Raw genomic sequence first — 13,362 nt, 5'->3', positions numbered from 1 at the left:
AATTTCTACCTTGTGACTTTTTCAATAAAGTCCGCTTTCTTATTACAAAAACAAGGTAGATAACATGAGCAGAACTCTCCATACCCGCTGGTCTGCAATTGCATTAGCAGTAGCAACAGCAACGGGCTTGGGCGTGGCGACCGCACAGGACGTGCAATCGTTAGCAGTCGACCTTCAGCCGCACGAAGAAGCGCTGAAAGTTGAAAAACGTGCACGCCAAACAAGCATTATTTCCAGCCAGAACAAACGTGCTAGCACGCGTTATTTGATTGAGTTTGAAGATGCTCCAGTAGCGACCTATAAAGGCGGCGTTGCTGGCTTTGCAGCAACTTCAGCAGCGGCAACCGGCGCTGACACACTCAGCCTAAAAGCAAAGCCAGTACAAGATTACCAAAGCTATTTGGTGCAGCGTCAAAACCAAATGCTAAGCCAAATGAGTGCTCGCGCGCCAGGGCTGAAAGCGAAGAAAAATTTAACCGTAACTTTGAACGGCATGATCGTCGACTATGCTGGTGGTGATTTAGCTGCCCAGTTGCGCGGTATGCCTGGCGTTAAAGCCGTGCATCGTGACACTGAAATGCGTCTAAAAACGGACGTATCACCAGCGTTGATTAACGCTGATGATGTGTGGGGCATGTTAGGTGGACAAGATCGCGCTGGTGAAGGTATTAATATTGCCATTATTGATAGCGGTATTGATAGTTCACACCCAATTTTTGCTGATAACGGCCATAGCCGTCCGGAAGGTCTACCTACTGACGATTATTGTGCGGTGACGGATCCTACTTTCTGTAACGACAAAGTTGTGTTGGCGCGGGTCTATGACCCATTTGACCCAGAAGATATCAGCGAAGATGAAATCTTAGATTCACCGCAAGATACCGATGGCCACGGTAGCCACGTTGCTGGTACTGCTGCTGGTAACCCGTTAAGTATTAACCTTAATGGCTTAGCGGTAAACGTAACAGGTATGGCGCCGGGCGCTAACATCATGGCTTATAAAGCCCTGTTTACCACGTTAGATGGTGTGGGTTCTGGTTCGTCATTAAGCCTTGCCGCGGCTCTTGAAGATGCCGCAGCTGATGGTGCTGACGTTATCAATAACTCGTGGGGCGGTGGTGCTGGTGGTAACCCTGCCAACAGTTCGTATCGCACTATCATGACTAGCCTGCAAGAAATGGGCGTAGTGACTGTTACTGCTGCTGGTAACGATGGCCCTGGCCCGAACACTATTGGTTGCCCAGGTTGTGTTGAAGATACCATCAGCGTAGCTAGCACTCAGCATGGTCGCCAGTTTGGTAACAATATTGAATTGGATGGCTTTTTCCCGATTACTGCGTTACCAGGTAGCTACGATAATGGTTACACCTTAGATGAAGCTGTAAGTGGTGAATGGCTGCCGGTGTCGCAAATCAGCGAAACTAACTTATTGGCTTGTGCCCCCTATGAAGCAGGTTCGCTTGAAGGTGCGATTGCCATGGTGCCGCGCGGCGAGTGTAGCTTTTCAGAAAAAGCGGCAAGCGTACAAGCCGCTGGTGCGGTAGGTATGATTGTATATAACAATGCTGCCGGCACCATTTCAATGAACATGGCTGATGCTACCTTACCGGCAGTATCTATCCCACAAACTATTGGTGAGCAGTTAGAAGGCCTCTACGAGCCGGGCTTAACGGTAAGATTAAATCCGTTCCAAGCTTGGGTGGTAGGTGCTAACGTAGATGCGGTATCAGGCTTTAGTAGCCGAGGCCCGAACGGTGACTCGAATGTGTTGAAGCCAGATTTGGCGGCGCCAGGTTCAAGCATCCTATCATCATTGCCAGGCGGCGAGTTTAACCTGTTGAGCGGTACCTCAATGGCGAGCCCACATGTGGCTGGTGCTGCGGCCTTGTTGTTAGCTAATAATCCAGAGCTAACGCCGGCCCAGGTAAAATCGGTACTGATGACGTCAGGTGTTCGTGCGGTGACCAAAGAAGACACGCAAACTGCAGCGGATCCGTTTGATATTGGTGGTGGTCGTATTGATGTGTTGAATGCCACTCGTGTAGCAGTAGCGCTAGATACAGCCAGTATCGCCAATAATTTCTGTGAAGATGTGTGTTCGTTCTCTCGCCAAATCACCAGTTTGGTGGGCGAAGAAACTGTATGGAATGTAAGCGCTAGCTTCAACGACAGCGCAGTAACTGCAACTTTCCCTGAAACTGTGACCATTGCTGGTGGCGGTGCTGCTGAATTAGGCGTAGAAATCGATATTTCAGCAAGTGCTGGTGGCTGGCAGTTCGGTACTTTAACGTTAACGCACAATGCCGGTGACTATGCTCCAGTAAACGTGCCAATCGCGGTGTTTGCTGAAGGAATGGCGCCGGTAGGTTCAATCGGTGGCGCTATCGGTGACGCCGATACCGGAACCACTAATACGCCACTGAACTTCAGTATGACTGGTCGTTTAGGTACCTTTGAAGGGGCAAATGTGACCTTGTCGGCACAGTTGCCAGTAGAAGGCGTGACCATTGATGAAGCTACTTTGGTAGAAACGGAAGTGGGTTCAGTAGCTAGCGAGAAAGGCTTAAACACTGAAACCAATACCTATACCTGGACTGGGGTACAAACCAATGCTCCTGCTGAGTTAGATCTGGCCTTGTTAGGTGGCGGTATCGCTGGCGCGACGCTGGATCAATTAGGTGTAACCAACTATCAAACCTTCTGTAATGAAGCACCTGGCTGTGATGAATCACGCGTCAATATTCCATTAGGTGACCTTAGCTACGTATTCGATGGCGTTGAGTACAACAACATCGTGATGTGGTCGAACGGTATCATTGAAATTGGTGAGTCGCGCGTTGATAGTACTTATCAGCTGTCATTTATTCCTGATCCAGCCGAACCTAACGGCGTCTTAGCGCCATTCTGGGCTGATATGGTGATTAATAACAATGTTAACGTAGGCGGTGAATTGCGTATCGCTGTGGTTAATGCCGGCGCACCTTATTTAGTGATGGAATGGGTGAACGTGTCTGAATATGACGAAGTTGGTTCTTCGTATACCTTCAGTGCATGGGTAGCGTTAGACGATTCAGGCGAGGTCTTGTTTAACTATGTCGACGTGAATGGTCAGGCTCCAGCATTTGCATTAGCTGGTGGTGTTGAAACCATGGACGGCACCGGTGGTGGCTTTATCTATCTTGGTGGTACGGCATTTGGCGGTGATTTAGCTGGCAGCATGCCGCAAGACGGTTGGTTAGTACAATCTAATCTAATACCGGGTGAAGCCGCAGAAGTAAGCGCAAGCTTTGACTTCAGTGTGTCTAACTTTGGTGCGGTTGGCGCTGGCGAAGCCAGTGGTCTGCACAGCCGTGCGATTACTGTTGACTTAACCGAAGCGGTAGGTACGCCAAGCCGTGACGTCGTAGCTATGCTTGCTGCGAGCACCGACGAAGGCGAAGTAACAGACATGGTTCCAGTCACTATCAGCCCAGATGGCGCGTTAACAGTTGAAATTGTTGACCAGCCAGCTAATGGTACGGTTGAGCTAGACGGCATGACCGCAACCTACACCCCAGCGGCAGGCTTTGTTGGCGACGATAGCTTTACTTATCGTGCAGTGGACGAGTCTGGTGCGGTATCTGATGCAGGAACTGTAACCGTTGCGGTGACTAACACCAACCCAACAGCTACTGTGACTGGGGTAACTGAACCGAAAGCGGAAGGTGATGAGGTTACCTTGTCGGTCTCTGCATCTGATGCGGATGGCGATAGCCTGACTTATCAATGGGAAGTGATTAACGGCCCTGCGGTAACCTTAGGTAGCGCAACCGGTAGTTCAGTCACCTTTACTGCGCCGTACGTAGAAACTGAGCAAACCTTGCAATTGCAAGTAACTGTGAGTGATGGTGCCGGCTCGGTAGTACGTCCTACCTCGGTTAAAATTGTACCACCGAAGAGCAGCAGTGCCTTTGGCTGGTGGCTAACCCTGTTAGCATTACCTTTGGTATGGGCTCGTCGTCGCACTAGCTAAGTGACTCGAGTGTAAAGATTGAAACGGCGATAGCTTTCTATCGCCGTTTTTTTTAGAGTAGAGGTTAAGCTAATGTTGCTTATACTCAGGAGAATAACATCATGGGAATGTCACGTTTAAGTGTAATTGCAATGCTAGTAGCTGCTAGCCTGACGCTGGTGGGTTGTGCCGATGACACGGTGCAACTGGATAGTGCGATGCCGGATGCGGCTGGTGAGCCAGCTAGTGTGCAAGAGCAGAGCTTGAGTGAGCGTTTAACCACGCTAGATAGAGCCATTCGTGAAGAAGTTGGGATAGCGCGCGCCGATAGTTTTGATCAGTGCCAGTTATTGGCGGTGGGCAAGCGAGCCTGCGGTGGCCCAGAGTTTTATATGGTGTATTCAACGGTGAGTTCTGATGCTGCTAAGCTGCAAGCACTCGCCAATGAGTACACGGAGTTACGGGTACAACAGATAGCGCAAACGGGCGAGATGAGTACTTGTGAGATGCTGCCTAAGCCAGGCGTGATGCTTGAGGGTGGTATTTGTAAAGTGGTTCAATCGGTAGACCGCTAAACAGCTAAGGGCGGCCTGGGCCGCCCTTATGTTGTTAGCGATGGCGTTCGATGTGTTTGAGCAGAGCTTTCAGTGCCGCAGGTTTAACGGGCTTCGCTAAGAAATGCAAGCCACTCTCACGGGCTTGTTTGCGCACGCTGTCATCCCCCATGGCTGTGACTAATGCTGCGGCTACATTGTCGCCCCAGTGCTGCCGTAAGGCCTTCGCCAAACGTAAGCCATCATAGTCATCGTCTCCCAGCTGATAGTCCAGTAACAAGCCATCAGGGCGTGGATGAGTGGCCGCATACTCAAGTACTGTGGCGCTACTATTAAAGGTTTCTACGGTACACCCCCATTTTTCTAGCAGCGCACGCATGGCCGAGAGGTTTTCTTGGTCGTCGTCTACGCATATCAGTAGCAAGTTGGAGTTGGGCGTATCGGCGCTGGCGACCATAGGGCGTTCGTACACTTGGGCAGCACTGCCCATAGGTACGGTTACCGAAAAACAACTGCCTTTGCCTTCGTGAGTGACCAAGGTGAGTTCGCAGCGTAATTGCTCACTCATGCGCTTGGCAACACTTAAGCCCAAACCTACGCCTTCAACGCGGGTGTTGGAGCCACGATAAAACGCATCAAAGATGCGATGGCGCTGCTGTGCGGTGATGCCCAGCCCGGTATCCCATACGGCAATAACTAGGTGCTCACCGCGCTTACGCACGCCTAACAGCACGCGGCCGTTATCGCGGTTGTATTTAACCGCGTTGGATAAAAAGTTTTGGACGATGCGACGCAAGTAAGTGGGGTCTGTGTAAACCACCGCATCTTGTAGGCGGCTGCGTAATTTAATGCCGCGTTGTTCGGCTAATACCGCATACTCGTTAAGCAGCGGCGCCAAAATATCTTGCAGGGCGCAATGTCTGAACTGCGGTTGCAACGCGCCTTGGTCCATTTTAGCTATTTGTAATAAGGTACTGAGCAAGTGCTCCGTAGAGGCAAGCGCCGTATCTAGCTTACCTGCTAGCTGCCGATTATTGGTCGTCATACTGTGCTCATCCATGGCACTTAGATATAAGCGTGCGGCGTTTAGCGGCTGCAAAATATCATGGCTGGCGAGCGCCAAAAAGCGAGTCTTTGAGGCGTTAGCTTCTTCGGCGTCCTGTTTAGCCTGTTTTAGCTCGACTTCAACTTTGCGGCGGCGTTCGATTTCTTCGGTGAGTTCGTTGTTAATTTCCCGAATTTTACGCTGGCGCACGTTAATGCGCTGCTCTAAATCGATATTGGCTTCTTCGAGTGCTTGAGCTGTTTCGACGTGTTCAGTGATGTCGGTAAACGAAGTTACAAAGCCACCGGTAGGTAGCGGGTTGCCAACCATCTCAATCACTCGGCCATCACCGCGGCGTCGAATAAATCGATGCGGCGAGCCCATTTGCATGTAGTTCAGGCGTTTGGTGACCAGCTCGTCAATTTCACCCGGGCCACATTCGCCGCGCTCGGCGTTGTAACGAATCAGCGTGGCGATCGGCTGGCCGGGCTTGACCATGCCTTCGGGGTATTCAAACAAATCAAGGTAACGCTTGTTCCAAGCCACTAAACGCAGCTCGGCATCGACTACCGAAATGCCTTGAGCTAAATTCTCTAAGCTACTGAAGAGAATAGACTGTTGGGTTTGAAGGGCTTGGGTGGTGTCGTCAAAAAAGTGCACCACCTCTTCTAAGTGCAAGCGACGGTCGCGCAGGGCCGCTTCTACCAGTGAACGCGCAGTTGCGGCACCGAGTACCCCAGTTAGCGCCCGCTCAACGTAATCAATTAGCTCACGCGAGGCCACATCATCGCGGTTGGCCGCAGTCATGGTAACGCCGCCTTTGCTTTCAGCAAAGAACGTCAGCAATTGATGACAGCGATCTTCGCCCACAAAGGTGGTCAGCAATAACACCATATCGGCGTTAGTAGCTTGGTGATGACGACCTATGGTGTGTTCTTGTAAATGACTACGCGGCTTCACAAAGGCGGTCGCTTGAATACGATCGACTAAGCGCGCCCGAGCCAGCATCGAGAACACCACGTAGCAAAGGGTATTGATGGCCATACTGATCACGGTGCCGTGAGTGATGATGCTGGTATCGCTGCCGTTGTGAGGCAGGTACATGGGCAGCGCCACGGCAAATAGCCAAGCTAGCAAGCCGGCGCCTAAGCCAACATACACACCGCGGGCGTGACCACGACGCCAGTAGAGGCCACCAAGCACCGCTGGCAATAACTGTAAGACTACCGAGAAAGCCAGCAAGCCGATACTCACTAAGCCGGTGTTGGCGGCCCAGAAGGCATAGCAGAGGTAGCTGAGTAACAGGATAATGGCGATAGCAACGCGACGAATAAACAGTAGGCGATTTTGAAAGCCGGTAGGGAAGCGCTGTTGGCGCTGCAGAATAATCGGCATGATAACATCGTTGGTGACCATGGTGCTGAGGGTTACAGAGGCAATAATCACCATCGCTGTAGCGGCTGAAAAGCCACCGATAAAGATAAATACGGCGAGCCAGGTTTGATCATGTAGGAGCGGTAAGCGTAAGGCGTAGGTATCACCGTCCACGCCGGTACCGAAGAATAATTGGCCGGCAAGGGCAATGGGCACAATGGCAAGCGCAATCAGCACCAAGTACAACGGAAAACCCCAGCGCGCGGTTTTTAGATGGTTTACATCCACGTTATCAACCACCGCCACATGAAACTGGCGCGGCAAACAGAGAATGACCCCTGCCGCCATAAAAGTCTGCACGATAAAGTCGAATTCTGTTAGGGCTTCCCAACTCCAGGCTTTGCTACTGGGATTGGCCAGCTGTTGCCACATGCTAACGGGCGAGGCGTCGTTAAACAATATGTAGGCAAAGACGGCCGCCGCTAGCAACGCTACTAGTTTTACCGCAGACTCAAAGGCAATGGCCAAAATCATGCCGTTGCGATATTCAGTGACTTCAATGTGACGGGTACCAAACAGCATGGCAAACACCGCCATAATCGCTGCCGCAATCAACTCATTGATGGAAAATTCAGTAAAAGCAGAGGTGTTTTCGGTAAGCACCACAAAGGTTAAGCCGACCGCTTTGAGCTGCAAGGCAATGTATGGAATGGTTGCTAACGCGGCGATAAGTGTCACGAACAGCGCCAATCGTTGCCGTTTGCCGTAGCGGCTCGCAATAAAGTCAGCAATCGAGGTGATGTTCTGTTGTTTGGAAACACTGACCAGCTTTTGCAGTAGTGGCAAGGCAAAAATAAAGAGTAAAAACGGCCCCAGCAAAATCGGAATATAGGCCCACCCGCCTGTCGCGGCGTTACCCACCGCGCCGTAATAGGTCCAGCTGGTGCAATAGATGGCCAAGCTCATACTGTAAATGATGGGCTTATAACTGATGCGGTTGGCCAACGAGTTAGATTTGTCGCCCCAATGGGCCACCGCAAAAAGTAAGGCAATATAAGCTAGTGAGGCAAGTATCAGCAGTAGGGTCATGTTGGATACCTAGTTCGTTGTTCGTGCGCGCTTCGCGCTATTCGTGCGCTGCGCTATTCGTCCGCTGCGCTGTTCGGGGTTCGCTGTTCGGGGTTCGTGGTTGACTGTTACGAACAGCGCGAAGCGCGGACCAACAGCGCAGCGTACGAATTACGAACCACGTTTGTTCTCCCGAACCACGTTTGTTCTCCCGAACCACGTTTGTTCTCCCGAACCACGTTTGTTCTCCCGAACCACGTTTGTTCTAAAATATTTGCGGATCGAAGCTAATTGATTTTTGGGGCTGCGACAAGAGTAAATCTTACCTGATTGAGTCAATGCTTAATAATTGATAGCCACTTGGCAGGTGAAATATCAACCTTACGACCAATGTCGTATTTCCTACATTGCCATTAGGCGTCTAGATTGCATAGTGAACAAATCACAATAACAAACACAACTAGAACAACCTGGAGGACGTATGGCTTTCAAAAGCGAAGAACTCGCAAAAGCCTACTGGCGCGATAATATCAGTCTGGTGCTTAAGCTACTGGCGGTCTGGTTTATCGTTTCCTATGGCTTTGGCATTATCCTGGTGGATTGGCTTAATCAATTTACCTTTTTCGGCTTTAAACTGGGCTTTTGGTTTGCTCAGCAGGGGTCGATTATTTCTTTCGTCATTCTGATTTTTATTTATGTTAAACGAATGGCGGCCCTTGATAACAAATACGAAGTTCACGAAGACTAAGGGGCCCATCCATGGATATTCAAACTCTCACGTTTATTATCGTTGGTGCGACCTTTGCTTTATATATCGCGATTGCGATTTGGTCTCGTGCCGGTTCTACCTCTGATTTCTATGTTGCGAGCGGTGGCGTCCATCCAGTGATGAATGGTATGGCAACTGCTGCGGATTGGATGTCGGCGGCGTCGTTTATTTCAATGGCAGGTATTATCGCGTTTGCTGGTTATGATGGCAGTGTGTACTTGATGGGTTGGACCGGTGGCTATGTGTTATTAGCACTGTGTTTGGCACCTTATCTGCGTAAGTTTGGTAAGTTTACTGTGCCAGATTTCATTGGTGACCGTTATTACTCGCAAACAGCGCGTACTATTGCGGTTATTTGTGCAATCTTAATCAGCTTTACATACATTGCCGGACAAATGCGTGGTGTAGGCGTGGTGTTCTCGCGCTTCTTAGAGGTTGAAATTGCTACCGGTGTTTACATCGGCGCAGTGATTGTATTCTTCTACACCGTGTTAGGTGGCATGAAAGGTATTACCTATACTCAGGTAGCGCAATACTGCGTATTAGCCTTTGCATACTTGGTGCCAGCTATCTTTATCTCGTTCCAAATGACGGGGCACATTTTGCCGCAAACCGGTTTTGGTGCGACTATTGCTGATGGTGTATCAGGTGAGGGGCAATACTTGTTAGCGCGCTTGGATGGTTTGTCAGAAGAGCTGGGTTTAGCGGCTTACACCTCTGGCTTGAAGTCTAAGATCGACGTGTTTGCTATTACCTGTGCCTTGATGGTAGGTACTGCTGGCTTGCCACACGTCATTGTGCGTTTCTTCACCGTGCCAAAAGTACGTGATGCGCGTCGTTCAGCGGGTTGGGCATTGGTCTTTATCTCAGTTGTTTATTTAACTGCACCATCGATTGCTGGTTTTGCCAAAGTGAACTTGATCAACACCGTTAACGGTCCGGATATGGCTGGCGTGGAATATGATGCGGCTCCAGATTGGGTGAAAAACTGGGAACAAACCGGTTTGATTAAGTGGGAAGATAAAAACAACGACGGCAAAATGTTCTATGCTGGTGATGAGCGCAACGAAATGACCGTTGACCGCGATATCATGGTATTGGCAAACCCTGAGATTGCTAATTTACCAGCTTGGGTAGTGGCGTTGGTTGCAGCCGGTGGTGTTGCCGCGGCGTTATCAACCTCAGCCGGTTTGTTGTTGGTTATCTCTACGTCGGTGTCGCACGATTTGTTGAAACGTACGCTAACGCCGAATATTACCGATAAGCAAGAGTTGCTGTGGGCGCGGGTCGCTGCCGCTGTAGCTATTGCTCTGTCTACTTGGTTCGGGATTAATCCGCCCGGCTTTGTGGCGCAGGTGGTCGCCTTCGCGTTCGGCTTGGCCGCAGCGAGTTTCTTCCCGGCCATTATATTAGGTATTTTCTATAAGCGCATGAACAGCACAGGTGCTATTGCTGGTATGTTAGTGGGTGTGGTCTTTACCTTGGCGTATATTATTTACTTCAAGTTTGTAAACCCGGCTGCCAATACTGCGGACAACTGGTTGTTCGGCATTTCGCCAGAAGGCATTGGTACTATCGGTATGATACTGAACTTTATTGTGTCGTACGTGGTACACAAGCTGACCGGTGATGCGCCGCAGGATACCCAAGACTTGGTTGAGTCGATTCGGTATCCGAAAGGCTCGGGCGCTGCCTCTAGTCATTAATGATGAGCTACTGCAAAGCCCGGCACTGCCGGGCTTTTTTCTGATTGGAAAGCGAGGTTCTTATGCAACCGGAACTGTTAGAAGTACAACGATTTTTACTGGATTGTCCGCCCTTTGATGAACTCAATGGGGAGCAGCGGCAATGGGTGGCGGGGCAAATTAAAGCTGCTTATGTGAACGAACACAATGTGGATGGGCTGTTTAAACAACATAGCCCAGCGCTTTATATTGTGCGTTCAGGCGGTTTTGATTTGCTGGCGCCAGATGGGCATTTGATTGAGCGACTTGAGTCCCATGATTTGTTTGGTTTTCCGAGCTTGCTAAGTGGGCGGGCGGTGGTGAACAAGCTGCAGGTGATTGAAGACGGCATTATTTACATTATTACCGCCGCAGTGTTTGACCAGCTACGCCAGCATGTGCGGGCGTTCGAGCAATATTTTATCCGGGCACATGAGCAGCGCTTGCTCTCAGAAACGGCGCGGCGTGAAGGCGATGTCACGCGCCGTGGCAGTTTGGCGGGTACTGCTAATAGTAGCGGTACCCGTCAAGGGAGCGCGGTGGATACTGGCGCGGCTGGTGCGACTGAGCTGGGTTCGCTGGGGCTGTCTGCAAGTGGGCCCAAGCAGGAGCCGGTGGCCAGTTATGATGCGTTGCAATTGCCAGTGGCCGAAGTGATAGTGCGAGCGCCGGTGATGTTGTCTATTCATGCCACCATCAAAGAAGCGGCCGAGCGCATGCGCGACGAAAAAGTCTCCTCGGTATTGGTAGTAGAAGGACCTGTGGCAGAAAATGCGGCGGCAGAGGGGGCTGTGGTAAAGGGGACTGTGGTAAACGACACTGCGGTAAACGAGACTGCGGCGAATAGCCCTGCAGATAGCGAAGCAGCGGCGGTGAAGTTGTGCGGAATTTTGACCGACCGTGATTTGCGCAATCGGGTGGTAGCGCAAGGATTGGCCTACGATTTACAGGTGAATGCGGTAATGACCCAAGCCCCAGCGACTGTGTATGGGCGCCAGACCCTGATGGATGCGTTGGCGATTATGACGCAAGAAAATATCCACCATTTGCCGGTACTTAATGACGCTGACCAGCCGATTGGGATGATCACCAATACCGATTTGATGCGGCAGCAGCGCAGTGAACCTATCATGCTGATCAGTGCGCTGAACAAAGCGGCGAGTAAAGCGCAGCTAGTGGCGGAGGCGGCGCATATTCCGGCCTACATGCAGACGTTTGCTGCGCGTGTGCATGACACCACCATGGTGGGACGGCTGCTGGCGTCGTTAACCGATAGTATGACGCGTAAATTAATCAGTTTGTATGAACAAGAACATGGGGTTGCGCCGGGGCCCTATTGCTGGATAGCGTTTGGCTCGCAAGGGCGTGAAGACCAGGTGCTGAGTTCCGATCAAGATAATGGTTTATTGCTGGGTAACGGGCTTAACGACAATCAGTTGGATTGGTTTAAAGGGTTGGGCGAATACGTGAGTGGCGGTTTGCATGAATGCGGTATTCCGCTGTGTCCGGGCGATATTATGGCCTCGAATGTGGATTGTCGACGCACCTTGGATGGCTGGCTGGAGCGTTTTAAAAGCTGGACGGAAAGCCCGACGCCGAAGGCGTTGATGTATTGCCAAATCTTCTTCGATTCGCGGCTAGTTTACGGCAATAAACGGCTATATCAACGCTATCGTGAGCAAGTTGCACGGCTGGCCCAAAAGGACTTTTTCTTAGGTAATTTGGCACGTTTACAGGTGAGTGTGCAGGTGCCGTTAGGCTTGTTTAATAGGTTTCGTGGTACCGAGAGTGGTAAAGACTCGGATCTGATCAATATTAAGCGTTACGGCATTGCTTTGATTAACGATATTGTGCGCATTTATTCCTTGCAAGCAGGAATTATGGTGCCGCAAACCTTGGCTCGCTTAGAGGCATTGAGAGGCAGTAAGTTACTCAATAATAAAGATAACCAGTCGTTGGCAGAAGCTTGGCAATTTTTAACTGAGCTACGGCTACAGCACCAATTGCAGACGTGGGGCAGTGACCAGCCTAAGAACGCGCTAGACCCCGATGAGCTCAGTACCTTAACGCGACGCCAATTAAAAACCGCCTTTCGAATTATTAAAGAATGCCAACAAGGGGTCGGCTTGAAGTTTGGACGGATTGGTTGATGGCGGCTCATTCTTCAGGTTGGCGTAACCGTATCGCGGCTTGGTGGCAGCGGCGGCAGGCTTTAGCTCAGCCGTGGACAGCGCAGCGCTATGTGGCGCTAGATCTCGAAACCAGTGGTTTAGATGCGCGCCACGATAGCATTATTGCGGTGGCCTGGGTGGAGCTCACGCCACCTTTGCTAGATTACCAAAGTGCCCGTTATTACACCGTGGCAACGGCACAAACTGAGCTGAATCAGTCGCCGGTGGTACATGGTTTAGTGAGCCGCGACTTACAACAAGTGACGCCTTTGGCTGAGGTGCTCAAGGAGCTAGAGCAGGTGCTCGATGGTGCGGTTTTGGTCTGTCATCATGTGCAACTGGATTGGGCTTTTTTAAAACAAGCGGGTAAAGCGCATCAAGTGCGGTTCAAGCCATTGCTACGATTTGATACCTTGACCTTTGAGGGCCAAAGATTAAAGAATTCTCAACATCATATTCAGCGAGGTAGCTTAACCTTAAGTGCTTGTCGCAGCCGTTATGGCCTACCCCAATATGATGCCCATCATGCGCTCAGCGATGCCATTGCTTGTGGTGAATTGATGTTGGCCCAACTGTATAAATACGCGGGCGCTCAAGTAGTTAGGTTACCGCGCAGTTAATTTTGTAGGCCTTTGGACGCTCTTCAGAGTAACCGAGCAACGAGCG

The 13,362-nt window shown here is 50.7% G+C and carries 7 protein-coding genes; 6 read left to right on the top strand and 1 reads right to left on the bottom strand.

Annotated elements, in window-relative coordinates; translation table 11 throughout:
• The first annotated feature begins 64 nt into the window (after window positions 1–64).
• A complete protein-coding gene (locus tag KGF88_RS08150; protein ID WP_153825957.1) occupies window positions 65–4,012 on the top strand; it encodes a S8 family serine peptidase in 3,948 nt (1,315 codons plus the stop codon).
• A gap of 101 nt (window positions 4,013–4,113) precedes the next feature.
• Window positions 4,114–4,566, top strand: a complete 453-nt coding sequence (locus KGF88_RS08145) for a hypothetical protein (RefSeq protein ID WP_153825956.1) — start codon at window positions 4,114–4,116, stop codon at window positions 4,564–4,566.
• Between the two features lie 34 nt (window positions 4,567–4,600).
• On the opposite strand, the gene KGF88_RS08140 is transcribed toward KGF88_RS08145, so the two are convergent.
• Entirely contained in the window at window positions 4,601–8,053 is a 3,453-nt protein-coding gene (locus KGF88_RS08140; protein WP_153825955.1) for a hybrid sensor histidine kinase/response regulator, read from the bottom strand.
• Between the two features lie 460 nt (window positions 8,054–8,513).
• On the opposite strand from KGF88_RS08140, the gene KGF88_RS08135 reads away from it, so the two are divergent.
• From KGF88_RS08135 to KGF88_RS08120, 4 genes are all read left to right on the top strand, one after another.
• The gene (locus KGF88_RS08135) at window positions 8,514–8,780 is read left to right on the top strand and encodes a DUF4212 domain-containing protein (protein ID WP_110076073.1); all 267 of its coding nucleotides are present in this window, start codon (window positions 8,514–8,516) and stop codon (window positions 8,778–8,780) included.
• Between the two features lie 11 nt (window positions 8,781–8,791).
• Window positions 8,792–10,507 carry a sodium:solute symporter family protein gene (locus KGF88_RS08130; protein WP_153825954.1) on the top strand — a complete coding sequence of 572 codons (1,716 nt, stop codon included), beginning with the start codon at window positions 8,792–8,794 and terminating at the stop codon, window positions 10,505–10,507.
• Window positions 10,508–10,569: 62 nt separating this feature from the next.
• Window positions 10,570–12,675 carry a DUF294 nucleotidyltransferase-like domain-containing protein gene (locus tag KGF88_RS08125; protein ID WP_228759443.1) on the top strand — a complete coding sequence of 702 codons (2,106 nt, stop codon included), beginning with the start codon at window positions 10,570–10,572 and terminating at the stop codon, window positions 12,673–12,675.
• A complete protein-coding gene (locus KGF88_RS08120) occupies window positions 12,675–13,316 on the top strand; it encodes a 3'-5' exonuclease (RefSeq protein WP_153825953.1) in 642 nt (213 codons plus the stop codon). Before KGF88_RS08125 ends, KGF88_RS08120 begins: the two co-directional genes overlap by 1 nt.
• Window positions 13,317–13,362: the final 46 nt, after the last annotated feature.

This window comes from Idiomarina loihiensis (assembly GCF_024584785.1).
GTDB classification, from domain to species: Bacteria; Pseudomonadota; Gammaproteobacteria; order Enterobacterales; family Alteromonadaceae; genus Pseudidiomarina; species Pseudidiomarina fusca.
Note: the sequence above shows the minus strand (reverse complement) of the source record. Positions and strands in the feature narration are given on the sequence as shown.